The sequence below is a fragment of the Streptomyces sp. NPDC052043 genome, from assembly GCF_044548235.1.
Lineage (GTDB): Bacteria > Actinomycetota > Actinomycetes > Streptomycetales > Streptomycetaceae > Streptomyces.
In genome coordinates this window covers 592,247-615,102 of the sequence record NZ_JBIUBT010000001.1, presented here as the reverse complement: position 1 = coordinate 615,102, position 22,856 = coordinate 592,247, and the positions used below count along the sequence as shown (strand labels likewise).

The 22,856-nt window shown below is 74.1% G+C and carries 21 protein-coding genes and 1 riboswitch; of the genes, 10 read left to right on the top strand and 11 right to left on the bottom strand.

Going from position 1 to position 22,856, the window contains the following annotated elements; genetic code table 11:
• From ACIHCX_RS02710 to rsmH, 3 genes are all read right to left on the bottom strand, one after another.
• On the bottom strand, nt 1-1,950 hold the full coding sequence (locus ACIHCX_RS02710) for a peptidoglycan D,D-transpeptidase FtsI family protein (protein ID WP_400025890.1): 1,950 nt from the start codon (nt 1,948-1,950) through the stop codon (nt 1-3).
• A 253-nt stretch (nt 1,951-2,203) separates the two neighbouring features.
• On the bottom strand, nt 2,204-2,782 hold the full coding sequence (locus ACIHCX_RS02705; protein WP_400025889.1) for a septum formation initiator family protein: 579 nt from the start codon (nt 2,780-2,782) through the stop codon (nt 2,204-2,206).
• 13 nt (nt 2,783-2,795) lie between these two features.
• Nucleotides 2,796-3,752 (bottom strand): 16S rRNA (cytosine(1402)-N(4))-methyltransferase RsmH, encoded by a 957-nt coding sequence (gene rsmH, locus ACIHCX_RS02700; RefSeq protein WP_400025887.1) that lies wholly within the window; start codon nt 3,750-3,752, stop codon nt 2,796-2,798.
• 421 nt (nt 3,753-4,173) lie between these two features.
• On the opposite strand from rsmH, the gene ACIHCX_RS02695 reads away from it, so the two are divergent.
• The 4 genes from ACIHCX_RS02695 (at nt 4,174) to ACIHCX_RS02680 (ending at nt 9,971) form a co-directional block, all read left to right on the top strand.
• Nucleotides 4,174-4,722, top strand: coding sequence for a beta-class carbonic anhydrase (locus ACIHCX_RS02695; protein WP_400025886.1), 549 nt, complete (start codon nt 4,174-4,176; stop codon nt 4,720-4,722).
• 272 nt (nt 4,723-4,994) lie between these two features.
• Nucleotides 4,995-6,068, top strand: a complete 1,074-nt coding sequence (locus tag ACIHCX_RS02690; RefSeq protein WP_400025884.1) for an AAA family ATPase — start codon at nt 4,995-4,997, stop codon at nt 6,066-6,068.
• Entirely contained in the window at nt 6,068-7,441 is a 1,374-nt protein-coding gene (locus ACIHCX_RS02685) for a DUF58 domain-containing protein (RefSeq protein WP_400025882.1), read from the top strand. Before ACIHCX_RS02690 ends, ACIHCX_RS02685 begins: the two co-directional genes overlap by 1 nt.
• A 106-nt stretch (nt 7,442-7,547) precedes the next feature.
• The gene (locus tag ACIHCX_RS02680; protein WP_400025880.1) at nt 7,548-9,971 is read left to right on the top strand and encodes a DUF3488 and DUF4129 domain-containing transglutaminase family protein; all 2,424 of its coding nucleotides are present in this window, start codon (nt 7,548-7,550) and stop codon (nt 9,969-9,971) included.
• Between the two features lie 114 nt (nt 9,972-10,085).
• Here ACIHCX_RS02680 and ACIHCX_RS02675 read toward each other — a convergent pair whose 3' ends face one another.
• From ACIHCX_RS02675 to ACIHCX_RS02665, 3 genes are all read right to left on the bottom strand, one after another.
• Entirely contained in the window at nt 10,086-10,481 is a 396-nt protein-coding gene (locus ACIHCX_RS02675; protein ID WP_400025878.1) for a DUF3040 domain-containing protein, read from the bottom strand.
• A 275-nt stretch (nt 10,482-10,756) separates the two neighbouring features.
• Nucleotides 10,757-11,584, bottom strand: a complete 828-nt coding sequence (locus tag ACIHCX_RS02670; RefSeq protein WP_400025877.1) for a methyltransferase — start codon at nt 11,582-11,584, stop codon at nt 10,757-10,759.
• Between the two features lie 196 nt (nt 11,585-11,780).
• Nucleotides 11,781-12,386, bottom strand: coding sequence for an SAV_6107 family HEPN domain-containing protein (locus tag ACIHCX_RS02665; protein ID WP_400025875.1), 606 nt, complete (start codon nt 12,384-12,386; stop codon nt 11,781-11,783).
• Nucleotides 12,387-12,596: 210 nt separating this feature from the next.
• On the opposite strand from ACIHCX_RS02665, the gene ACIHCX_RS02660 reads away from it, so the two are divergent.
• From ACIHCX_RS02660 to ACIHCX_RS02650, 3 genes are all read left to right on the top strand, one after another.
• Nucleotides 12,597-13,226 carry a TetR/AcrR family transcriptional regulator gene (locus ACIHCX_RS02660; RefSeq protein ID WP_400025873.1) on the top strand — a complete coding sequence of 210 codons (630 nt, stop codon included), beginning with the start codon at nt 12,597-12,599 and terminating at the stop codon, nt 13,224-13,226.
• A gap of 261 nt (nt 13,227-13,487) precedes the next feature.
• Entirely contained in the window at nt 13,488-14,105 is a 618-nt protein-coding gene (locus ACIHCX_RS02655) for a DUF4126 domain-containing protein (protein ID WP_400025872.1), read from the top strand.
• A gap of 82 nt (nt 14,106-14,187) precedes the next feature.
• Nucleotides 14,188-15,684 (top strand): phytoene desaturase family protein, encoded by a 1,497-nt coding sequence (locus tag ACIHCX_RS02650; protein ID WP_400025870.1) that lies wholly within the window; start codon nt 14,188-14,190, stop codon nt 15,682-15,684.
• Nucleotides 15,685-15,756: 72 nt separating this feature from the next.
• Here ACIHCX_RS02650 and ACIHCX_RS02645 read toward each other — a convergent pair whose 3' ends face one another.
• The 5 genes from ACIHCX_RS02645 to ACIHCX_RS02625 all read right to left on the bottom strand — a co-directional run bounded on the left by ACIHCX_RS02645 (nt 15,757) and on the right by ACIHCX_RS02625 (nt 20,422).
• On the bottom strand, nt 15,757-16,725 hold the full coding sequence (locus tag ACIHCX_RS02645; protein WP_400025868.1) for a hypothetical protein: 969 nt from the start codon (nt 16,723-16,725) through the stop codon (nt 15,757-15,759).
• A gap of 56 nt (nt 16,726-16,781) precedes the next feature.
• Nucleotides 16,782-17,705, bottom strand: a complete 924-nt coding sequence (gene metF, locus ACIHCX_RS02640) for a methylenetetrahydrofolate reductase [NAD(P)H] (RefSeq protein WP_400025866.1) — start codon at nt 17,703-17,705, stop codon at nt 16,782-16,784.
• A gap of 201 nt (nt 17,706-17,906) precedes the next feature.
• Nucleotides 17,907-18,572 carry a thiamine phosphate synthase gene (gene thiE, locus ACIHCX_RS02635; protein ID WP_400025864.1) on the bottom strand — a complete coding sequence of 222 codons (666 nt, stop codon included), beginning with the start codon at nt 18,570-18,572 and terminating at the stop codon, nt 17,907-17,909.
• Nucleotides 18,573-18,760: 188 nt separating this feature from the next.
• Nucleotides 18,761-19,126 (bottom strand): helix-turn-helix domain-containing protein, encoded by a 366-nt coding sequence (locus tag ACIHCX_RS02630; RefSeq protein ID WP_141361701.1) that lies wholly within the window; start codon nt 19,124-19,126, stop codon nt 18,761-18,763.
• 66 nt (nt 19,127-19,192) lie between these two features.
• Nucleotides 19,193-20,422, bottom strand: a complete 1,230-nt coding sequence (locus tag ACIHCX_RS02625) for an NAD(P)/FAD-dependent oxidoreductase (protein ID WP_400025861.1) — start codon at nt 20,420-20,422, stop codon at nt 19,193-19,195.
• A gap of 121 nt (nt 20,423-20,543) precedes the next feature.
• Nucleotides 20,544-20,655: riboswitch (TPP riboswitch) on the top strand.
• Between ACIHCX_RS02625 and thiO the strand changes: the two genes are divergently transcribed.
• The 3 genes from thiO to ACIHCX_RS02610 all read left to right on the top strand — a co-directional run bounded on the left by thiO (nt 20,653) and on the right by ACIHCX_RS02610 (nt 22,826).
• Nucleotides 20,653-21,819, top strand: coding sequence for a glycine oxidase ThiO (gene thiO, locus ACIHCX_RS02620; RefSeq protein WP_400025860.1), 1,167 nt, complete (start codon nt 20,653-20,655; stop codon nt 21,817-21,819). Its footprint overlaps the riboswitch before it by 3 nt.
• 8 nt (nt 21,820-21,827) lie before the next feature.
• Nucleotides 21,828-22,028, top strand: coding sequence for a sulfur carrier protein ThiS (thiS, locus tag ACIHCX_RS02615; protein ID WP_400026595.1), 201 nt, complete (start codon nt 21,828-21,830; stop codon nt 22,026-22,028).
• Between the two features lie 3 nt (nt 22,029-22,031).
• Nucleotides 22,032-22,826, top strand: a complete 795-nt coding sequence (locus tag ACIHCX_RS02610; protein ID WP_400025858.1) for a thiazole synthase — start codon at nt 22,032-22,034, stop codon at nt 22,824-22,826.
• The last annotated feature ends 30 nt before the right edge of the window (nt 22,827-22,856 follow it).

Genomic DNA, 22,856 nt, shown 5'->3' with positions numbered 1-22,856 from the left:
TCACGGCTTGAAGTCGACGGGCAGGTTCGCGGGCTGCGCACCGGTCGGCGGCACCTGGAGCGTCTTCAGCGCGAACTCCATGACCTGCTTGTAGATCGGGCCGCAGATCTGGCCACCGTAGTAGCTGCCCTCGGTGGCGTTCTGGATCGCGCAGTAGACGGTGACGCGGGGGTTGTCGGCGGGCGCGAACCCGGCGAAGGAGGAGGTGTAGCCGTGGTAGCGGCCGGTGGCCGGATCCACGCGGTTGGCCGTGCCGGTCTTGCCCGCCACCCGGTAGCCGGGGATGCGCGCCTTGACGCCGGTGCCCTGCTCGTCGTCGACCACGGACTCCAGCATCTGCGCGAGCACCTTCGCCGTCTTCGCGCTCACGACCCGTGTCCTCTTCGGCTCGGCGGCCGGTGTGAAGCGGCCGTCGGCCCCCTTGGTCCCGCGCACCAGCGTCGGCTCGACGCGCACCCCGCCGTTGGCGATCGTCGAGTAGACGGAGGCCGCCTGTACGGCGTTGATGGAGAAGCCCTGGCCGAAAGGAATCGTGTACTGCTGCGAGGTGGACCACTTGTCCGGCGGGGCCAGGATGCCCCTGGTCTCGCCGGGCAGGTCGAGTCCGGTCGGCTCGCCGATGCCGAACTTGCGCAGGTAGGAGTAGAGGACCTTGTTGGCCTCCGGCTGGGTCCCGCCGAGCTGGCCGGTGGCCAGGATGGTGCCGATGTTGCTGGACTTGGCGAGCACACCGTTCAGTGTGAGGTACCAGGTCTCGTGGTCGACGTCGTCCTGGAAGAGGCGGTCGCCGCGGTGCAGCCGGTTGGGTACGACGACGTGGGTGAGCGGTGTCGCCGCGTTCTCCTCCAGTACGGCGGCCATGGACATGACCTTGGCGGTGGAGCCGGGCTCGTAGGCGTCCTGGACGGCGGCGTTGCCGAGTGCGGCCGGGTCGGCGTGGTAGAGGTCGCCCGGGTCGAAGCCCGGGGAGTTGGCCAGGGCGAGGATCTCGCCGGTCCTGGTGTCCTGCACGATGACGTAGCCGCGGTCCGCCCCGGACTTCGCCACCTGCTCGGTGATGGCCTTCTGGGCGGCCCACTGGATGTCGCGGTCGATGGTGAGCTCGGTGTCGGAGCCGGGCACCGCGCGGGTCTCGGTGGAGCCCGCGGTGGGCACCTCGCGGCCGCCGGACTGGGCGTAGCGGATCTTGCCGGGCTTGCCGGCCAGCTGCTCGTTCAGCTGCTGCTCGATGCCGCCGCCGCCCTTGCCGTCGGCGTTGACCCAGCCCAGTATCCCGGCGGCGAGGTCGCCGTTGGGGTAGACCCGCTTGCTGCTGGGGTCGGAGAAGACGCCGGCGAGCACGTTGACGGTGGTCCCGTCGCTCTGGGCCTTCTTCGCCAGGGCCGTCTTCAGGTCCTTGATCTGCTTCCAGACCTGCGGGGTCTCGCGGCGGGCGAGCAGGACGTAGCGGGTGTTCGGCGTGCGGAGCTTGGTGGTGAGGGCCTCCTGGTCCTGGCCGAGGATCGGGGCGAGCAGCGCGGCCGCCTGCTCGGGGCCGTCGCCGACGCCCAGCTGGTCGCGGCCGAACATGGTGGGGTCGGCGGTGATGTCGTCGGCGTCCACGCTGGTCGCCAGGTCGACGCCGTTGCGGTCGGTGATGCGGCCCCGTTCGGCGGCCAGGGTGTGCACCACGTACCGGTTCTCCTCGGCCTTGGCGGCGTACGCGCTCGCGTCGACGGCCTGCACCTGCAGCAGCCGTACGGCGAAGACGAGCAGCACCAGGGTCAGCGCGAGAGCGACCAGACGCAGCCGCGGGCGGGGGCTGCCGAGCCGGATGCGCGCGGACCGGGGGCGGGCCGGCGCCGGGCGGCGGGCCGGCCGGGCACCGGGGCCGGGGCGCTGCCGGGCGGCCGGACGGGCCGGCCTGGCGGGTCCGGGCACCCGGCGACGCGGCGGTTCCCTGTCGGACACTTCCGTCACCTGCCGAAAGTCGAGGTCGAAGCGGACCGGGGCGCAGCCGCGACAGCCGACACGGCGGACACCACACCCCCGGAAGCCAAACACACCCGGGCCCGCGGCCCTGCAGGCACCGGGCGGCGCGACGATTCCCCGCCGCGAGCCGAGGCCGGACCGAACCGGGAAACAGCCGCCACAACCGGGCACAACCGAGCCCGCGGTCCGGCAGGCGCCGGGTGGCGTGGCGGTTTCCTGTCGGGCACGGCCGTCACCTGCCGGGAGTCGCGGTCGGGGCGGGCGAGGGCGCGGTCGGGAGGGCCGGAGCGGTGGGTGCGGTGCTCTCCGGGGCCGGGGCGGAGCCCTGGGCGGACGGCGGCGTCAGGTTCCCGGTCGCCGGGGCGGTGCCGTCGGTGGCGGACGGGGAGGAGGTGAGCGCCTCGGGCGGCAGGAGCGACAGCGGCGTCTCGTCCGCGGGGGGCGGCGTGGGAGCGGCCGAGGGGACGCCCTTGACGGTCCCGTCGGCGCCCAGGAAGGCCGGGTCGCCGCCGGGCACCATGCCCAGCCGGCGGGCGCGGAGCTGGAGGGCGTCGGGGGCGGAGTAGGAGTCGATGTCCCGCTGGAGGGCCTGCTCCTCGTCGGTGAGGTTCTTGGCGTCCTTCTGGAGCCCCTCCCGCTGGAACGCCCCTTCGCTGAGGGCGGAGTTCAGCATCAGCAGCCCGATGAGGCCGCCACCGAGCAGGAGCACGACGAGGAGGACGAAGGGGGTGCGGGCGGCCCGGCCGCGACCGGCCGGGAAGAGCCGGGCGAGCCGGGCGGCGCGGCCCTTCAGTTCGGGTTTACTGCTCACTGCTCCCCCTGCCTCACTCGACGTCCTCCCTGACCCGCTCGGCGCCGCGCAGCCGGGCCGGCGCCGCCCGCCGGTTCTCGGCGATCTCCTCCTCGGTGGGAAGTTCGGCACCGCGGGTGAGCAGCTTGAGCCGGGGCTGATAGCGCTCGGGCACGACCGGGAGCCCGGGGGGCGCAGTCGACGCGGCACCGGCCGCGAACACCTGCTTGACCAGCCGGTCCTCGAGGGAGTGGTAGGAGAGCACGGCGATCCGCCCGCCGACATCCAGCGCCTTCACCGCGGCCGGGATCGCCCGCTCCAGCACGGCCAGCTCGCCGTTGACCTCGATCCGCAGCGCCTGGAAGGTGCGCTTGGCGGGGTTGCCGCCGGTGCGCTTGGCGGCCTGCGGCAGCGCGTCGCGGATCAGCTCCACCAGCCGGGCGCTGTTGGTGAACGGCTCCTTCTCGCGCTCGCGCACGACGGCGGCCACGATCCGCTTGGCCTGCTTCTCCTCGCCGTACGCCCGCAGGATGCGGACCAGCTCGCCGGGCGGGTAGGTGTTGAGGACCTCGGCGGCGCCGATCCCGGTGCTCTGGTCCATCCGCATGTCCAAAGGGGCGTCCTGGGCATAGGCGAAGCCGCGGTCGGCCTCGTCGAGCTGCATCGAGGACACACCGAGGTCGAACAGGACGCCCCGCACGCGCGGGAGGCCCAGCCGGTCGAGCACGTCGGGCAGCTCGTCGTAGACGGCGTGCACCAGGGTGGCCCGGTCGCCGAAGGGGGCCAGCCGCAGACCGGAAAGCCGCAGGGCCTCCTTGTCGCGGTCGAGGGCCACCAGCCGCGCCTCGGGGAAGCGGGTGAGCAGCGCCTCACTGTGCCCGCCGAGGCCGAGGGTGCAGTCGACGACCACCGCTCCCGGCCGCTCCAGGGCGGGCGCCAGCAGGTCCAGGCACCGCTGGAGCATCACGGGGACGTGTCGGCTGTCGCTCAAGGAGCCCTCTCAGTCCGGCGCGTCCCGCACGCACCGCCGGGTCCCCGACCGCTCAGGAGGGCAAAGGGCCTGCCGGCGCCGGAAGCGTCAGCCGACCGGAAGCGGGAGGAGGCCGAGCCGTACGTACGCGCCGCGCACGTGGGGAGACCGCCGGCACGCGGGCCGGGGCCTGTGGGGAATGCAGTCCAGCAGGGAGGGCCGCGCCTCCCGCTTCGCGTCACTTTAGTGCACCCCGTCCCGCGGTCAATCAACCGGCCTGCGCGTCGCCCGAGGGAGCACCGGCGGCACGGCAGGGTGAGAATTCACTCGTACGGGTGCAGGTTCGCCCTGTGTGCAGGGGCGCTCACAACAAGCCATGACGACGTTCTTTGTACCGTCTCACAACAGGACCCGGGCCCGGACGCCCACTAACGTCATGACTATGACGACATCTGCATCAGTCCCCGCCGGGGCCGAGGACGCCATAAACCGTAGCGGCACCGTCACCGACCGTCTCACGGAGGCCAACGAACGCTACGCCGCGGCGTTCAGCGACCCGGGGATGGATGCCCGGCCCGTGCTGAAGGTCGCGGTCGTGGCGTGCATGGACGCCCGTCTCGACCTGCACGCCGCGCTCGGCCTGGAACTCGGCGACTGCCACACCATCCGCAACGCGGGCGGCGTGGTCACCGACGACGTCATCCGCTCGCTCACCATCAGCCAGCGAGCCCTGGGCACCCGCAGCGTCGTGTTGATCCACCACACCAACTGCGGCCTGGAGTCCATCACCGAGGAGTTCCGGCACGAACTGGAGATGGAGGTCGGGCAGCGTCCGGCCTGGGCCGTGGAGGCCTTCCGGGACGTGGACCAGGACGTGCGGCAGTCGATGCAGCGCGTACGCACCTCGCCGTTCCTGCTGCACACCGACGACGTGCGCGGTTTCGTCTTCGACGTCAGGACGGGCGCGCTGCGCGAGATCGACCCCGCCTGAACCGCCCGCCGCGCGCCGGGAGTCCGGTGCGCGGCACGCCGCCGTCACCAGCGAAAGCCACAAGCCCCGACATATCGCAGCCAGTTGTCCACAGGCGAGTGACACGAATCGGTAACGGCGGCAAGAATGCGGGAGTGGCCTCACGCGGAACGTTGCGCGCGTGGTGCCTGATTCGGGGTGGGCCGGTCCGCACAGCAGAGCGTCGGCCCGGGAAAGTTGGGGAATCCCCCGCTCGCCGTCGAGCGTGGGGGAGGGCCGAGGAGGGCCGCCGGGTGACGACCTATGACGATCGAGCGAGCCATGGGGGTGCCCCCGCTCGAACGGAGCCGAGAGTGGGGGCCGATCTCGCCGCCACCGTGGAACGGGTCCACCGTTCGGTGGAGGAAGTGATCGAGGGCAAGCCCGAGGTGGTACGGCTCTCGCTGACCGTGCTGCTCGCCGAGGGACATCTTCTGATCGAGGACGTTCCCGGGGTGGGCAAGACGATGCTCGCCAAGGCGCTGGCGCGGTCCATCGACTGCTCGGTGCGGCGCATCCAGTTCACGCCCGACCTGCTGCCGTCGGACATCACCGGCGTGTCCATCTGGGACCAGCAGCGCCGGGACTTCGAGTTCAAGCCGGGCGCCATCTTCGCGCAGATCGTGATCGGCGACGAGATCAACCGGGCCTCGCCCAAGACCCAGTCCGCGTTGCTGGAGTCCCTGGAGGAGCGGCAGGTCACCATCGACGGGCAGACCTACGAACTGCCCTCGCCGTTCATGGTGGTGGCCACGCAGAACCCGGTCGAGATGGAGGGCACCTATCCGCTGCCCGAGGCCCAGCGCGACCGCTTCATGGCCCGGGTGTCCATCGGGTACCCGAGCCCGGACGCCGAGCTGCAGATGCTGGACGTGCACGGCGGGGTGAGCCCGCTGGACGACCTCCAGCCGGTGGCGCACGCGCACGAGATCGTGAAGCTGATCGAGGCGGTGCGCGGGGTGCACGTCGCCGAGACGGTGCGGCGGTACGCGGTGGACCTGGTCTCCGCCACCCGCACCCACCCCGACCTCAGACTCGGCGCCTCGCCGCGCGCGACGCTGCACCTGCTGCGCGCGGCGAAGGCGTCCGCCGCACTGAGCGGCCGGGAGTACGCGCTGCCCGACGACGTGCAGGCGTTGGCCGTGGCCGTCCTGGCCCACCGGCTGCTGCCCACCGCCCAGGCCCAGCTCAACCGCCGCACCGCCGAGCAGGTCGTCGAGGAGATCGTCCAGCGCACCCCGGTGCCCGCGTCGCCCCAGCGCTCCGGCGGCTTCGGCCTGGGCCGGGGCGCGCCGGCGTACGACCAGCATCCGCCGCGGAGCCTGTGATGACGGACGGGGGAACGGCGCACGCGGAGGACGACCGCGGACAGCGGGGCGGCGTCCGCACCGCGCTGGCCGGTCTGACCACCCGCGGGCGTTCGTTCCTGGCCGCCGGAATCGCCGCCGCCGTCTGCGCCTACGTCCTCGGCCAGAGCGACCTCCTGCGGGTCGGGCTGCTGCTGGCGGCACTGCCGCTGGTGTGCGCCACGGTGGTCTTCCGCACGCGTTACCGGGTCGCCGGCAGCCGCCGGCTCTCCCCCGCACGCGTGCCCGCGGGCAGTGAGGCCCGCGTGCACCTGCGGATGGACAACGTCTCGCGGCTGCCCACCGGCCTGCTGATGCTCCAGGACCGGGTGCCGTACGTGCTCGGACCGCGGCCCCGGTTCGTACTCGACCGGGTCGAGCCGGGCGGCCGCCGCGAGGTGTCCTACCGGGTCCGGTCCGACCTGCGCGGACGGTATCCGCTGGGCCCGCTGCAACTGCGGCTGACCGACCCCTTCGGGATGTGCGAGCTGACCCGCTCCTTCTCGGCCCACGACACGCTGACCGTGATCCCGCGGGTGGAGCCGCTGTCGCCGGTGCGCCTGAGCGGCGAGGCCAAGGGGTACGGCGACGGGCGGCAGCGCTCGCTGGCGCTGGCCGGCGAGGACGACGTCATCCCGCGCGGCTACCGCTACGGCGACGACCTGCGCCGCGTGCACTGGCGGTCCACCGCGCGCTACGGCGAGCTGATGGTGCGCCGCGAGGAACAGCCGCAGCGCGCCCGCTGCACGGTGCTCCTCGACACCCGGGCGCTCGCCTACCGGGGCGCGGGACCCGACTCGGCCTTCGAGTGGGCCGTGTCCGGTGCCGCGTCGGTCCTGGTGCACATGCTGGAACGGGGCTTCTCGGTCCGGCTCCTGACCGACACCGGCAACTCCGTGCCCGGCGAGGGCGGCGACGGGTTCGCGGGCGCCAGCCAGGGGTCGGCGGACGCGGCCGGGCTGATGATGGACACCCTGGCCGTGATCGACCACTCCGACGGGGCGGGCCTGTCCCGCGCCTACGACGTGCTGCGCGGCGGCAACGAGGGACTGCTGGTGGCCTTCCTCGGCGACCTCGACGAGACGCAGGTCGCGATCGCCGCCAGGATGCGGCAGCGCAGCGGCGGCGCGGTCGCCTTCGTGCTGGACAGCGGCACCTGGGTCCGGGAGCCGGGCGACACGCCGGGGCCCGCGTCCGAGGCCGACGACCGCCTCCGGCTGCTGCGCGACGCCGGCTGGACGGCCGTACCCGTGCCCGCGGGCACGGGCCTGGACGACCTGTGGCGCCGGGCGGACCAGGAGCGCACCGGCGCGGGCGTGGCCGGCGGGACGGGCCTGGGCGGGGGATGGGCATGAGCACGGTGACGGGCATGAGCACGGTGACGGGCCGGGCGGCCCAGGACCGGCGCCGGGACCGGCGGGACGCGCCTGTGGGCGGCATCGGCGCCGGGGAGGGGCGGGTATGAGCGGGCGGACGCGCTTGGCGCTGTGTGCGGCGGCGGCGACGCTGATGGCGTCGTGCGCGCTGCTGCCGCTGGTCTCTCCCGCCACATGGATCGTCCAGGCCGTCCTGATGCTGGCGGTGCAGTCGGCGGTCGGCGCGGTGGCCCGGCGGGTGCCGCTGGCACGGCCGCTGACCGTGGCGGCGCAGGCCCTGGCCACACTGATGATGCTGACCCTGGTCTTCGCCCGGCAGCAGGCCTTCGCCGGGCTGATCCCGGGCCCGCAGACCTTCCTGCACCTGGCCGAACTGCTGCGGGAGGGCGCGGACGACGTCGGGCGGTACGCCATCCCGGCGCCGCAGACCGACGGCATCCGGCTGATGCTCGTCGGCGGCGTCCTGGTGGTCGGGCTGATCGTGGACACGCTCGCGGTGACCTTCCGCAGCGCGGCCCCCGCGGGCCTGCCGCTGCTCGCCGTGTACTCCGTGGCCGCCGGTCTGTCCGACGACGGCACCGGCTGGTGGTGGTTCCTGGTCGCGGCCGCCGGCTACCTGGTCCTGCTGCTGGCCGAGGGCCGGGACCGGCTCTCGCAGTGGGGGCGGGTGTTCGCCGGGGCACCGCGCGCGGGCGACGTCGAGACGGGCGGCGCGACCGCACCGGCGCGCACCGGACGCCGGATCGGCGCTCTCGCCCTCGGCATCGCCCTGGTGGCGCCGCTCGCCCTGCCGGCGATGCAGGGCGGGCTGCTGGGCGCCGCCGGGACCGGAGTCGGCCAGGGCAGCGGCGACGGCGGCACGATCTCCGCGGTGAACCCGCTGGTGTCGCTGCGCGACAGCCTGAACGTCGACGAGGACCGCACGGTCATCACCCTGCGCACGGACACCTCCGACACCTCGGACCTGTACCTGCGGATCGTGTCCCTGGACGACTTCGACGGCACCACCTGGAAGCCGTCCCAGCGGCACATCGTGAACGTGCCCGATCCGCTGCCCGCGCCCCTGGGCCTGGACGGCGGCGTCAAGCGCAGGGAGGTCACCACGACGATCTCGGCGGCGGACTCGTACGCGCAGGACTGGCTGCCGATGCCGTACCCGCCGAGCTCCGTGCGGGTCAAGGGCAGTTGGCGCTACGAGCCCGTGGGCATGACCCTCGTCGGCGACCACAAGCAGACCACGCGCGGGCTGACCTACGAGGTGAGGAGCCTTCAGGTACGGCCGACCGCCGAGCAGCTCGCCACGGCGCCGAAGCCGCCGGCGGCGCTGAGGCGCGAGTACACCAAGGTGCCCAAGTCGCTGCCGGCGGACGTCGCGAGCACCGCCCGCCGGGTCACCGAGGGCGCGGCGAGCCCCTACGACCAGGCGGTCGAGCTCCAGGACTGGTTCGCCCTCGACGGCGGCTTCCAGTACGACACCCGGGTCGAGGCGGGCAGCGGACCGCGGGCCATCTCTCGGTTCCTGAAGGACAAGCGCGGCTTCTGCGTGCACTTCTCCTTCGCGATGGCCGCCATGGCCCGCACGCTGGGCATACCGGCCCGGGTCGCGGTGGGCTTCGCGCCCGGCACCGCGCAGCCCGACGGCTCCGTGGCGGTGGGGCTGAAGGACGCGCACGCCTGGCCCGAGCTGTACTTCGAGGGCGTCGGCTGGACCCGCTTCGAGCCGACCCCGACCCGCGGCACGGTGCCGTCGTACACCCGGCAGGACACGCCGAGCACCGGCCTGCCGGAGCAGTCGTCGCCCTCGCAGGAGGCGAGCACGGTGCCCTCCGCCGCCCCGTCGGTGAACCAGAGCTGCCCGCCGGAGATGCGGCGGCTCCAGGAGTGCGGGGCCCCGACCGAGCAGGCCCTGCCGGCCGAGAGCGGCGGTGGTCCCCGGTGGTACGCCGTGGTGGGGTGGACGCTGGGCGGCCTGCTGGTCGCCGCCCTGCCGCTGACGCCGATGCTGTGGCGACGGCGGATGCGCACCGTGCGGCTGGGCGCGCACGGCCGTGGCGAGGCGGACGCCGTGCCGCACATCCTGGCGGTCTGGCAGGAACTGGGCGACACCGCCTGGGACTTCGGGATCCCGCCGGACGAGTCGCAGACCCCGCGCAAGGCGGCGGTCCGGATCATCCGCCTCGGGCGTCTCGACGAGGTGGCCGCCGCCTCGGCGCACCGGCTGGCGGACGCGGTGGAGCAGGTCCTCTACGCGCCGCGTCCATGTCCGGTCGCGGGGCTCGCCGAGGATGTCCGCCGGGTCGCCGGCGGTCTGCGGGGCACGGCGTCCCGCCGCACCAGGCTGCGGGCCGCGCTGGCCCCGCGCTCGACCGTGCGCGTGGTCTGGGCGGCGTCGGCCCGGTGGAACGCGTTCAGATCCCGTGCCGGCGCTCGCGTCGCCGCCGCCCGGACGGCGCTGCGCGGGCGGTCGGGGCAGCAGGGCTCGGGGGACGAGGCCGAGGCTTCCGGCTGACGGGCCCCGCGGAGCCGGCGCCCGTCCCGGCTTCCGGACATACGTGAGGGGGTGACCACCATCGGTGGCCGCCCCCTCGTGCAGGACTGCTCGTGCAGAACTGTGGCTGTTCGGCTAGCGGCCACCCTGCTCGTCGCGGCGGCGCTGCCAGCGCTGTTCGATGCGGTCCATCATGGAACGCTTCGTACGGGCCTGGCGGCGGGCCTGCGGGCCGCCTGCGGCCTGCTCTCCCGGCTTGGGAGCCTTGCGCCAGCCGGTCACGACCAGTACGGCGCAGCCCAGCATGACAAGGAAACCCACCACACTGACCCAGATGAGCTTCTGAACGACCATTCCTGCCATGAGGAGCGCGATACCTACGAGGAAGCCCACGACCGCCTGGTAGACCCGCCGTCGGGTGTACGTACGCAGTCCGCTTCCCTCGAGCGCCGACGCGAACTTGGGATCTTCGGCGTACAGCGCTCGCTCCATCTGCTCGAGCATGCGCTGCTCGTGCTCCGAGAGCGGCACGGAGTCCTCCTCATCGTGCAGTCGCCGGGGCGACTCGGGGGTCCCTTAAGGATAGGCAGGGAATCGCCCCCGTGAAACCCGCCCCTCTGCGCCAATTGGCCAACCGGAATCCGCCATGTCGTCCCGGTCCGCTGAGGCTTCCATTCCCCGGCGGGCGGGCCGTCATGCCGGACGGTCTCCTTCGATCATACGGCGCGAAGCCGGCGTCCGGGCGGCCCGTGGCGGACTGCATGCCCGGCCGAAGGGCCGGTCGGCGGCCCGCCCCGTGGGGCGGCTCAGGCCTCTGCCGCGCCCCTGGTCTCACCGAGTACGTGGAGCTGCGTGGCCACGGAGTGGAACGCGGGCCGCTCGGCCGCCGCCGCCTCCAGCTTCAGCAGGGCGTCCAGCGCTCCGGGCTCGGTGTCCACGAGCACGCCGGGCACCAGGTCGGCGAAGATCCGCACTCCGTGCACGGCACCGATCCGCAGCCCCGCGCCCTCGACGAGCCCGGTGAGCTGTTCGGCGGTGAAGCGGCGCGGCACCGGGTCGCCCTCGCCCCAGCGCCCCTCGGGGTCGTCGAGCGCCTGCCGGGCCTCCTTGAAGTGCCCGGCCAGGGCGCGCGCGAGCACGGCGCCGCCGAGACCGGCGGCGAGCACGCTCAGGACGCCCTCGGAGCGCAGGGCGGCCACCGCGTTGCGCACGCCCTCGGCGGGGTCGTCGACGTACTCCAGGACGCCGTGGCACAGCACGGCGTCGTAGGCGCCGCGCTCGACCACGTCGAAGAGTCCGCGGGCGTCGCCCTGCACGCCCCGCACCCGGTCGGCCACGCCGGCCTCGGCGGCGCGGCGCTCCAGCGCGAACAGCGCGTTGGGGCTGGGGTCGACGACGGTGACCCGGTGGCCGAGCCGGGCGACGGGCACGGCGAAGTTCCCGCTGCCGCCGCCGGTGTCGAGGACGTCCAGGCACTCCCGGCCCGTGGCCTTGACCCGGTGGTCGAGGGCGTCGTGCAGGACCTCCCAGACCACGGCGGTACGGAGGGAGGCGCGCGGGCGGGAGGGGTCGGAGCGCAGCGGCGCCGATGCGGGCTGGTGAGGGGAGGCGGGCGGGCGCATCGGGTCCGACACGGCAGTTGACTCCTCGGCGCGGCACCGCCTGTTGCACGGCGGAGCGATCGGGCTGCTCCTCCCCGCCCGGCACGCGGGTTCGGGAAGGGCTTCAGGCGCCCTCCACCCTATTGCCTCCACCCCCCGACCTGCCCCTCGGCTCCACCGCCACGACCGTCGTCGGGGCGGTGGCGGCCGGACCCGGGACTGCCGTGTGTCAGCTCGCGTCCGGGAGGGTGTGGTGGGGGGTGCGTTCGGGACGGGAGGGGGGCGGCGGTGCGGGCGATTCGTCCGGGACGGTCGGGGGGTCGGTGTCGAGACGGGGCTGGGAAGGGATCGGTTGGAGGAGGAGCATGCGTTCGACCAGGCGGATGAACATCGCCACGTCCCGTATCAGGTCGTCGGCGTCGCGTGGGCCGGCCGCGCCCCGGATCCCGGCCTCGGCGCGGGCGCGGCGCGCGGCGCCCGCGGCGAACAGCGCGCTCCACTCGGCGAGTTCGGGCGCCATCTCGGGGAGCACTTCCCAGGCGCTCCTGATGCGGGCCCGCCGGTGCGGGGTGGGATCCGGGCGTCCCCGCGCGGCGAGCACGGCGGCGGCGGTGCGCAGCGCGGCGAGGTGGGCCGTGGCGTACCGCTCGTTCGGAGTGCGGAGAGTGGTGGCCTCTTCCAGGCCCGCACGGGCCTGGGCGAGCAGGCCGAGGGCGGCCGGCGGGGCCGAGGCGCGGCGCGGGACGGGGTGCACGTCGCTCGCCGGGCCGGTCAGTGAGGGGGCAGGGCCGGCGGCGCGGGGCCGACGAGCGGCGGCTGCGGACGAGTGGGCCATGACGAACCTCCTGTCGTCTGGGTGACGGCACGGGTGCCGTATGTGCCCATCGTGAGGTATGGCACTGACAATCCGTTCCGACCTGGGATTTCGCTTCGCCCGTACGTTCGGTGGCGCGGGGCCCCCGGCACGCGGTGAGGCTCCCGCCACCGCGCCGCCGGCCTCCCTTCCGCGCCCTCGGCAGGGGGCGCACCTGTGACAATCAGGGCCATGGAACGCAGCAGCGCCACGCCGGGCGGCGGTACCCGCCGCGAGGCCACCCGGCAGAAGCTCTTCGAGGCGGCCGTCGTCCTCATCGCCGAGCAGGGGTTCTCCGCCACCACGGTGGACGAGATCGCCGAACGGGCGGGGGTCGCCAAGGGCACGGTCTACTACAACTTCGCCAGCAAGTCCGTCCTCTTCGAGGAGCTGCTGCGGCACGGCGTGGGACTGCTCACCGCCTCCCTGCGCGAGGCGGCCGAGCGGACGGCGCGGGAGAGCGGCAGCCGGGTCGACACCCTGGACGCCATGGTCCGCGCCGGGCTCGTCTTCATCGACCGCTACCCGGCCTTCACCCAGCTCTACGTGGCCGAGCTGTGGCGCACCAACCGGGCCTGGCAGTCCACGCTCCTGGTGCTCCGGCAGGAGGCGGTCGCGGTCGTCGAGGGCGTCCTGCGCGACGGCGTGGCGGGCGGAGAGTTCAGCGAGGACGTCGACGTACCGCTGACCGCGGCCGCGCTGGTCGGCATGGTGCTGGTGGCCGCGCTGGACTGGAAGTCCTTCCAGCCCCAGCGCTCCCTGGACGACGTGCACGCGGCGCTGTCCCGGCTCCTTCAGGGACGGGTCAGCGGGCGACTCTGAGGCCGCGCCCGCCTCCCCCGGTTCCCCCGTGCCTCGCTCCCGGCGGCCCGGGCCGGCGGCAGGAGCGGTCGAGGGCCGCGCCGTTCCGCCGCCCCGTGTCGGCGGTACCGGCGCCGTGCCCCCTTCCGTGCCCCCACTCTCCCCTCCACGCGGTGCGCGGCCCATCCGCGCGCGTACTCATCTCGCCCGCTAGGTACGGATACTCAGTCCTGCGTTCCCGGCCCCAGGACGCCGGGCGGCCCGCTGGCTACGATCGCCTCCGTGTCCGTACTCCCCATGGTGTTCACAAGCGGCTGGGCCAGCGGCATCAACGCGTACGCGGTGGTGCTGCTGCTCGGTGTGTTCGGCGCGACCGGACTGAGCGACGACGTCCCCGGCGCCCTGCAACGGCCGGAGGTGCTGATCGCCGCGGGCGTGCTGTTCGTGCTGGAGGCGGTCGCCGACAAGATCCCCTACGTGGACTCGGTGTGGGACACGGCGCACACCGTGATCCGCCCGGTCGCCGGGGCCTGGGTCGGCGCACTGCTCGCGGGGCAGAGCGGCTCGCTGTCGGACGTCACGGCGGCCCTGGTCGGCGGCGGCACGGCCCTGGCCAGCCACCTGGTGAAGGCCGGGACGCGGATGGCGGTCAACACCTCCCCCGAGCCCGTGAGCAACATGGTCGTGAGCCTGGCCGAGGACCTCGGGGTGGCCGGACTCGTCACCTTCGCGATCTTCCACCCGGTGGCGGCGTCGGTCGTCGCCGGCGTCCTGCTGCTCGCCGGGGCCGTGATCGTCGCCTTCCTGGTCTCCCGGATCCGCCGCTTCCTGCGCCGCCGGGGCCAGCGCCGGGAGGAGAAACGCCGGCGCGCGGCCGCGGCGGGGGCTCCGCCGGGCTGAGCCCGGGCCCCACACACCGCGGAAACCGCTGGTCAACGCCCCGTGGCAGGGATTGTCAGGGGCGGTCGATAAAGTCACGCACATGGCACGGATTGCGGTGATCGGCGCCGGGATGGGCGCGATGGCGGCCGCCGCCCGGCTGGCCGTCGCGGGCCACCGGGTGACGGTGTACGAGCGTACGGAGACGTACGGCGGCGCCCTGCGCCGTTTCGAGCGGGACGGTTTCGCCTTCGACACCGGGCCCGGGCTGCTCCCGCTGCCCGCGGTCTACCGCGATCTGTTCGTCAAGACCGGCAAGGAGCCGCTGGAGGACCGCGTCGAGCTGGTCCAGGTGGACCCGTCCGCGCGGCACGTCTTCGCGGACGGCACCGAGGTGTCCCTGCCGAACGTCTCGCGCGCGGGCGTCGTCGCCGCGCTGGAGGAGGCCCTCGGCGCGGGTGCCGGGCAGCGCTGGGGCGACTTCCTGGTGCGCGCCCGCGAGGCCTGGGACCGCGCCCGCCGCCCGCTCCTGGAGGAGCCGCTGTGGCCCAACTGGCAGGTGCTGGCCGAGCGCGACCCCTACCCGGCGGTGCCGCACAAGCGCCTGCTGCGCACCCGGCGGGCCGGCACGCTCGCCGAGGTCGGCGCCTGGGAGCTGCGCGACCCGCGCCTCGCCGCCCTCCTGGAGAGCCACACGCTCGCGTACGGCCTCGATCCGAGGACCGCCCCGGCGAGCGCGGCCGTCCTGCCGTACCTGGACCACGCCTTCGGCACCTGGTACGTGCGCGGCGGCCTGCGCGAGCTGGCGCGCGCGGTGTACGAGCGGTGCCGGGCCCGCCGGGTCGAGTTCGTGTTCGGCGCCGAGGTCACCGGGATCGTCGACAAGGACGGCCGGGCGGCGGGCGTGGAACTCGCCGACGGGACGCCCGCCGAGGCGGAGTTCGTGGTCGCCGGTGTCCCTCCCCGGACGCTGGACGGCCTGGTCCGTGGTGCGGCCCCGCGCGGTGGGGGCGAGGTGCCGCCGCAGCCGGGGGCGCCCAGTCGCCTGACCGTGCTGCTGGCGCTGCGCGGCGCCCGTCCCGAGGGGACGGCCCACCGGACCCTGGTGCACACCGAGGACCGCGCGGCCGAACTCGACGCGCTGTTCGGTGCGGCCGCCGGGCTGCCCGAGCGGCCCACGGTCGCGGTGTCGCGCCCCGACGACCCGGCGCTGGTCCCGGACCCGGAGCACGAGGCGGTCACGCTCACGGCGACGGTCCCGGCGTCCGTCCCGGCGGATCCGCGGACCCAGGCCGACCGTATGATCGCCGTCGCCTCGCGGGCGATACCCGGGCTCCGCGACCGCCTGCTCTGGCACGAGGTGCGCACCCCGGCCGACATCGCCCGGGAGACGGGCGCGGAGGGCGGGGCCGTCCCCGCGCCGGCGCTGGCGGCCGCTCAGGGGCGTCTGCTGCACCCGGCGAACACCACGGGACTCCCCGGACTGTTCACCGTGGGCGGCTGGTCGCACCCCGGGGGCGGGCTGCCGCACGCCGGGATGTCGGGGGCCCTGGTGGCCGGGCTGATCGTGGAGGGACCGGAGTTCCGCGGCTCCCAGTGAGCCGGGGAGCGTGCTGACCGTGCTGAACGCCCTGCGTCGGACGTTCAGCACGGTGTTCGGCAACGACGGTGTTCAGAAACGGTACTGCTCGTCGTAGCCCGTGCCGTGCTGCGCGTGCCCCTGGTGGTCGCCCTGGTACGGGTAGGGCTGCTGCTCCTGCGGGAGTTCTCCGCCGTAGGAGTCGTCGCTGCGCTGCTGCGGGACCCACACCCTGCCCGCCGGGGTCTCGCCGCCGTAGCCGCCGGCGTAGGCGTCCTGGGTGCCGTAGCCCTGCTGGCCGTAGTCCTGCTGGGCGCCGTAGCCGGTGTCGTAGGCGCCGCCGCCGTAGGACTGGGCGTACGGGTCGGAGTAGGCGGCGTACTGCTGCTGGCCGGAGGCATCGTAGCCGTAACCCTGCTGCCCGTAGCCGGAGTAGTCGTACGCGTGGCCCTGCTCGGCGCCCTGGGCCGCGGCGGCGTACTGGTCCTGGGTCTGGCCGGACCCCGGGTAGGGCGAGTGCGTGGCGTGCTGACCCGAGTCGCCGTAGATGCCGTAGGAACCGGTGTCGTCGGGCAGGGGCTGCGGCTCGTACACGGCGGCGGCCTCCGCGGCCGCGGGCTGGGCGGGGGCGAAGACGTCGTCCTGGTCGTCGTCACCGTGGCCGTGGCCGTAGGGCGGGTCGTCGTGGCCGTGCAGGGCCTCCATGGTGCCGGTGTCGCCGCCGGACGCCTCGAGGTCGGAGACCTCCGGGTCCGGGTCCTGGTACTCGCCCCTGCCGCGGCGGCGCGGCTTGTCGCCGTCGGCGCCGGGGCGGTTGACCGCCCAGCCCGCCGCGAAGCCGCGCCGGAAGGACAGCGTGACGTAGGTCTGGCCGATCGCGAACGCGACCGCACCCAGACCGATCACGACGACGGACGGGATCAGGACCCCGAGGACGACGCAGAGGAAGCCGCCGAAGGCCAGCAGCCTCCAGCGCAACCGCGCCTTGTACTGAAGCAGCACCTCGCCCAGCAGCCACAGCGCGACGATGCCGAACGCGATGTAGAGGACCGTCCAGCCCATGTACGCCCCTCTCCCAGTGGCCGCTCCGCAGTGTGTCGCACGCGGATGCGGCCGGTCTAGGTCCGCGGCCGGTGGTGCAGACCCAGGTTCTCGTAGATTTCCAGCGTCGCCGTGGAGTTGTTGAGCGTGATGAAGTGCAGCCCGGGCACTCCCTCGGCCAGCAGCCGCCCACAGAACTCGGTGGCGAACTCGATCCCAAGGGAGCGTACCGCCGCCGGATCGTCCTCCGCCGCGCGGATGCGCTCTTCGAGTCCGTCCGGGATGGCGGCGTTGCTGAGTTGGGGCAGCCGCTCGAGCATCTTCACGCTCGTGACCGGCATGATCTCGGGAATGACCGGTGTCGCGCAACCGGCGGCGGCGACACGGTCGCGCAGGCGGAGGTACGACTCCGGATCGAAGAACATCTGCGTGATGGCGTAGTCGGCGCCCGCGCGGCACTTGTCGACGAAGTGCGCGACGTCGGCGTCCCAGTCGGCGGAGCGGGGATGCATCTCGGGGAACGCCGCCACGCCCACGCAGAAGTCGCCCGACTCCTTGATGAGCCGGACGAGTTCGGCGGCGTACGTCAGGCCGCGGGGGTGCGGGACCCACTCGCCCATCGGGTCGCCCGGCGGGTCGCCGCGCACCGCGAGCATGTTGCGGATCCCGGCGTCCGCGTACTGGCCGATGATGTTGCGCAGTTCGGCGACGGAGTGGTTGACGGCGGTGAGGTGCGCCACCGGGGTGAGTGTGGTGTCGGACGCGATCTGCTCGGTGGCCCTGACGGTGCCCGCGCGGGTGGAGCCCCCGGCACCGTACGTCACCGAGACGAAGTCGGGGGCGACGGCCTCGACCCTGCGCAGCGCGTTCCACAGGTTGCGCTCGCCCTTCGCCGTCTTCGGCGCCCAGAACTCGAAGGAGTACGTGCTCTTGCCGGTGGCGAGGATGTCACGCACGGTGCGCGCGCGATCAGTCCTGGTGGATGCGGTTCCGAGGGCCATACCGGCAGGCTATCCAGGGCACGGCGGTCTCCCAACCGAGCCCCGGAAATTTGCCGGAATTGTCGACTTCTTGTCCACCCTTCGGACAGTGGGGCCGAAAACAAGCGGGGCTGGCCGGGCCGACTGTCCGAAAAATGAGACGCCCGGCTGTCACGCCCGGGCCTGCCCGGCCCCTGCTGAAGTGCCGGACCGTGCCGCGCCCTACCCCGCCCGACGCAGCCGCGCGGCGAACTCGGACGCCGCCGCTCCGGGGTCGTCGGCCTCGGTGATCGCCCGGACCACGACGACACGGCGGGCGCCGGCCTCCAGGACCTGGTCCAGGTTGCCGAGGTCGATGCCTCCGATGGCGAACCAGGGCCGGTCGGTGCCGAGCGAGGCGGTGTACCGGACCAGGTCCAGGCCGGGGGCCGGGCGGCCGGGCTTGGTGGGCGTGGGCCAGCAGGGTCCGGTGCAGAAGTAGTCCACGCCGTCCTGCACGGCCGCGGCGGCGGCCTCGTCCTCGGCGTGTGTGGACCGGCCGATCAGGACGCCGTCGCCGAGGATCGCGCGGGCGGCGGGCACCGGGAGGTCCCCCTGCCCCAGGTGCAGCACGTCGGCACCGGCCGCGTGGGCGACGTCCGCCCGGTCGTTGACCGCGAGCAGCTTCCCGTGCCGGGCGCACGCGTCGGCGAACACCTCCAGCCGGTCCAGCTCCTCCCCGGCCTCCATGCCCTTGTCCCGCAACTGCACGACGTCGACACCCGCCGCCAGCACCGCGTCCAGGAACCCGGCCAGGTCACCCTGCCGTCTCCGGGCGTCCGTGCACAGATACAGGCGCGCGTCGCCGAGCCGGTCACGGGCGTCGGCTACGGCAGCGGTCTCGGGCATACGCGGGTCCCCCCGGCTCGTCGGTTCGGTGGCTCGTCGGTTCGACGGTCCGCCGGTTCGGTGGCTCGTCGGTTCGGTGGATCGTCCGACCACTCGAACGGACCCTACCCGCCGCGCGCGGCCGGCCCGCAGGAACGCCGAGGCCCCGGCCGGGGGGCCGGGGCCGGGTGCGCAGGCGGGTGGCCGGGTCAGACGGCGAGGGCCTGGGCGCGGCGCTTCACCTCTGTGCCGCGGTTCTCACTCAGGGCCTGGGCGGGGGTGCCGGGCAGGGTCGGGTCGGGGGTGAACAGCCATTCGATCATCTCTTCGACCGTGAAGCCGTCGTCCCGCAGGAGCGTCAGGGTGCCGGACAGGCCCTTGACGACCTTGTCGCCGTCGATGAAGGCGGCGGGGACGTGCAGCGCGCGGTTCTCACCCCGGCGTACGGCGATGAGCTGGCCCTCCTTGACCAGCTGCCGCACACGCGTCACCTCGACGCCGAGCTGTTCGGCGATGTCGGGAAGCGTGAGCCACGCAGGGACGAGAGCGTCGATCTTCGTGTCAATCTCGGTCACGGAAACAAGCGTGCCATCTGCCACTGACACTCGGAAGCCAGACCCGTCCACCCGGGGCGGCGTGCCTCACGCCGTCGCCGTCTTCAAGGGCCTCGCCGGGTCCGCGAGCAGCCGCGGATCCATGGGCGTGCCGGACTCGATCAGCCGCCGCCCCTGCGCCAGATCGCGCGGCCGGCCGACGGCCAGCAGGGCGACGAGCCGGCCTTCGCGGAGCCAGCAGACCGTCCACGCCGGTCCGGTGCGCTCGCCGCGCCAGACGAGGGTGTCGGCCGACGTGTGGTGACCGGCGTACTGCACGAAGCGCCCGAACTGCTCGGACCAGAAATACGGCACCGGGTCGTAGACCACGGGGGTGAGGCCGATGATGTCGGCCGCGACCGTGCGCGGGCCCTGGAGCGCGTTGTCCCAGTGGTGGATCAGCAGGCGCTCGCCGTACCGACCCGAGGGGAAGGAGGCGCAGTCGCCGACCGCGTACACGTCCGGCACGGACGTGCGCAGGTGGTCGTCGGCCAGGACGTCCCCGTGCCGGCCCAGCTCGATGCCGGAGCCGGCCAGCCAGCCCGTGGCGGGGCGCGCGCCGACCCCGACCACGACGGCGCCTGCGGGCAGCCGCGAGCCGTCGTCGAGCACCACCGCGCCGGGTTCGACGCGCTCCACGCGCGCGTCGGTGCGCAGTTCGGCGCCGCTGTCGGCGTACCAGGTGGTCATCGGCTCGGCCACCTCCGCGGGCAGCGCGCCCGCGAGCGGCCGGTCCGCGGCCTCCACGACGGTCACGGCGCAGCCCGCCTCGCGCGCGGCGGTGGCGAACTCGGCGCCGATCCAGCCCGCGCCGACGACCACGACGTCGTGCTGCTCGGTGAGCACCGGCCGCAGTCGTTCGGCGTCGTCCAGGGTGCGCAGCAGGTGGACCCCGGCAACGCCCTCCGTGCCGGGCAGCCGGATCGGTTCGGCACCGGTGGCCAGGACGAGGACGTCGTACGGCACCGGTCCGTCCGAGGTCTCCAGCACATGCGCGTCGGGCCGCACGGCCAGGGCCTCGCAGCCGAGCCGCAGTTCGAGACCGAGCGCCTCGAAGTCGATGTCGAAGGCGGAGCCCTCGGCCTTGCCGAGCAGGACGGCCTTGGACAGCGGCGGCCGGTCGTAGGGCTGGTGGGGTTCGGCGCCGATCACTGTCACGGTGCCGGTGAAGCCCTGCTCGCGCAGCGCGACCGCGGTCTGCACGCCGGCCATGCCCGCGCCCGCGACGACCACGCGCCGCGGCCCGGATGCGCCCTGTTCCTGCGTCTCGTCGCTCATCTGATCACCATAAGCCACCTGACGGACCGTCAGTCAGGGCCCGCGGGCACCTGCCGGAGGGCGGGCCGGGGGCGGGGCTCCCTTACCGGGGCGGCGCTCCGCGGGCTAGGGTGGCCCAGGTACAAGCACTCGCGGGAGCCCGGACGCACCGGGCTGAGAGGGAGGCTGGCGGCCTCCGACCGTACGAACCTGATCCGGGTCATGCCGGCGAAGGGAGGGGCTGGACGCCCATGTCGTCGCCACGTACGTCAGACGTCCTCGTCGTGGGGGGCGGGATCATCGGCCTGGTGACGGCCTGGCGCTCGGCGCAGCGCGGGTTCGCCACGACGGTGGTGGACCCCGAGCCGGGCGGCGGGGCCGCACAGGTGGCCGCCGGGATGCTGGCCGCCGTCACCGAACTGCACCACGGCGAGCAGACCCTGCTCGGACTCAACCTGGCCTCGGCCCGCCGCTACCCGGACTTCGCGGCCGAGCTGACCGAACTGACCGGCCATGACCTCGGCTACCGCCGGTGCGGCACCCTCGCCGTCGCGCTGGACGCCGACGACCGCGGCCACCTGCGGGAACTGCACGACCTTCAGCGCCGGTCGGGACTGGACTCCGAGTGGCTGTCCGGGCGGGACTGCCGTCGCCTCGAGCCGATGCTCGCGCCGGGCGTGCGCGGCGGGCTGCGGGTGGACGGCGACCACCAGATCGACCCGCGCAGGCTCGCCCGCGCCCTGGTCGCGGCCTGTGAGCGGGCGGGCGTGGTCTTCCACCGCGGCTGGGCCGAGCGGCTCACCGTGGCCCGCGGCCGGGCCACGGGCTGTGTGCTGCGCGACGGCACCGCGCCGGCCGCGGACCGGGTGGTGCTCGCGGCGGGCAGCCGCAGCGGACGGCTCGCGGGCGTCCCGGACGACGTGCTGCCGCCGGTGCGGCCGGTGAAGGGGCAGGTGTTGCGGCTGACGGTGCCGAAGCCGTACGCGCCGTTCCTGAGCCGTACCGTGCGGGCCGTGGTGCGCGGCAGCCAGGTCTACCTGGTGCCGCGGCTCGACGGCGAGCTGGTCGTCGGGGCCACGAGTGAGGAGCTGGGCTGGGACACGACGGTGACGGCGGGCGGCGTGTACGAGCTGCTGCGCGACGCGCACGAGCTGGTGCCCGGGATCACCGAGCTGCCGCTCACGGAGACGCGGGCGGGGCTGCGGCCCGGCTCCCCCGACAACGCGCCGCTGCTCGGCCCGACCGGCCTCGACGGCCTGCTGCTGGCCACCGGGCACCACCGCAACGGCGTGCTGCTCACGCCGGTCACCGGTGACGCCATGGCCCACGTCCTGACCACCGGCGAGCTGCCGGACGAGGTCCGGCCCTTCTCCCCCAGGCGCTTTCACGCCGCGGCACGCACGGAGCAGCCCGTATGAACGACTCCATGAACATCTCCGTCAACGGTGAGCCCCGCCGGATCACGCCCGGCACGTCCCTCGGCGCCGTCGTGCGGACCCTGACCGCGGCGCCCTCCGGAGTGGCCGCCGCCCTCAACGAGACCGTCGTCCCGCGCACGCGGTGGTCGGCCACGGCCCTGGCCGAGGGCGACCGCGTCGAGGTGCTGACCGCCGTCCAGGGAGGCTGAGCCATGGCCGACGACCCCTTCGTCCTCGGTGGTACGCCCTTCACCTCCCGGCTGATCATGGGCACCGGCGGCGCGCCCAGCCTGGAGGTCCTGGAGCGGGCTCTGGTCGCCTCCGGCACGGAGCTGACCACGGTCGCGATGCGGCGGGTGGACCCCTCCGTGCACGGCTCGGTGCTGTCGGTGCTGGAGTCGCTCGGGATCCGGGTGCTGCCCAACACCGCGGGCTGCTTCACCGCGGGTGAGGCGGTGCTCACGGCCCGGCTGGCGCGGGAGGCGCTGGGCACGGACCTCGTCAAGCTGGAGGTCATCGCCGACGAGCGCACGCTGCTGCCGGACCCGATCGAGCTGCTGGACGCGGCGGAGACGCTGGTCGACGACGGGTTCACGGTGCTGCCGTACACGAACGACGACCCGGTGCTGGCGCGGAAACTGGAGGAGGTGGGCTGCGCCGCGATCATGCCCCTGGGCTCGCCCATCGGATCCGGGCTCGGCATCCGCAACCCGCACAACTTCCAGCTGATCGTGGAGCACGCGCGCGTGCCGGTGATCCTGGACGCCGGGGCCGGTACGGCCTCGGACGTGGCGCTGGCCATGGAGCTGGGGTGTGCCGGAGTGATGCTCGCCTCGGCGGTGACGCGGGCGCAGGAGCCGGTGATGATGGCCGCGGCGATGCGGGCCGCCGTGGAGGCGGGCCGGCTGGCCCGGCTCGCCGGGCGGATCCCCAAGCGCCACTTCGCCCGGGCGTCGTCCCCGGCGGAGGGCCTGGCCGGGCTGGACCCGGAGCGGCCCGCGTTCTAGCCGGTCACCGCCTATCACGCGTGCGGGTAC

Bases quoted from the DNA above. Each gene is read 5' to 3' on its own strand.
- ACIHCX_RS02695 (WP_400025886.1), top strand. From the start codon at position 4,174: ATGACGACATCTGCATCAGTCCCCGCCGGGGCCGAGGACGCCATAAAC.
- ACIHCX_RS02685 (WP_400025882.1), top strand. From the start codon at position 6,068: ATGACGGACGGGGGAACGGCGCACGCGGAGGACGACCGCGGACAGCGG.
- ACIHCX_RS02680 (WP_400025880.1), top strand. From the start codon at position 7,548: ATGAGCGGGCGGACGCGCTTGGCGCTGTGTGCGGCGGCGGCGACGCTG.
- ACIHCX_RS02665 (WP_400025875.1), bottom strand. From the start codon at position 12,386: ATGGCCCACTCGTCCGCAGCCGCCGCTCGTCGGCCCCGCGCCGCCGGC.
- ACIHCX_RS02660 (WP_400025873.1), top strand. From the start codon at position 12,597: ATGGAACGCAGCAGCGCCACGCCGGGCGGCGGTACCCGCCGCGAGGCC.
- ACIHCX_RS02650 (WP_400025870.1), top strand. From the start codon at position 14,188: ATGGCACGGATTGCGGTGATCGGCGCCGGGATGGGCGCGATGGCGGCC.
- ACIHCX_RS02645 (WP_400025868.1), bottom strand. From the start codon at position 16,725: ATGGGCTGGACGGTCCTCTACATCGCGTTCGGCATCGTCGCGCTGTGG.
- metF (WP_400025866.1), bottom strand. From the start codon at position 17,705: ATGGCCCTCGGAACCGCATCCACCAGGACTGATCGCGCGCGCACCGTG.
- thiE (WP_400025864.1), bottom strand. From the start codon at position 18,572: ATGCCCGAGACCGCTGCCGTAGCCGACGCCCGTGACCGGCTCGGCGAC.
- ACIHCX_RS02625 (WP_400025861.1), bottom strand. From the start codon at position 20,422: ATGAGCGACGAGACGCAGGAACAGGGCGCATCCGGGCCGCGGCGCGTG.
- thiO (WP_400025860.1), top strand. From the start codon at position 20,653: ATGTCGTCGCCACGTACGTCAGACGTCCTCGTCGTGGGGGGCGGGATC.
- thiS (WP_400026595.1), top strand. From the start codon at position 21,828: ATGAACATCTCCGTCAACGGTGAGCCCCGCCGGATCACGCCCGGCACG.
- ACIHCX_RS02610 (WP_400025858.1), top strand. From the start codon at position 22,032: ATGGCCGACGACCCCTTCGTCCTCGGTGGTACGCCCTTCACCTCCCGG.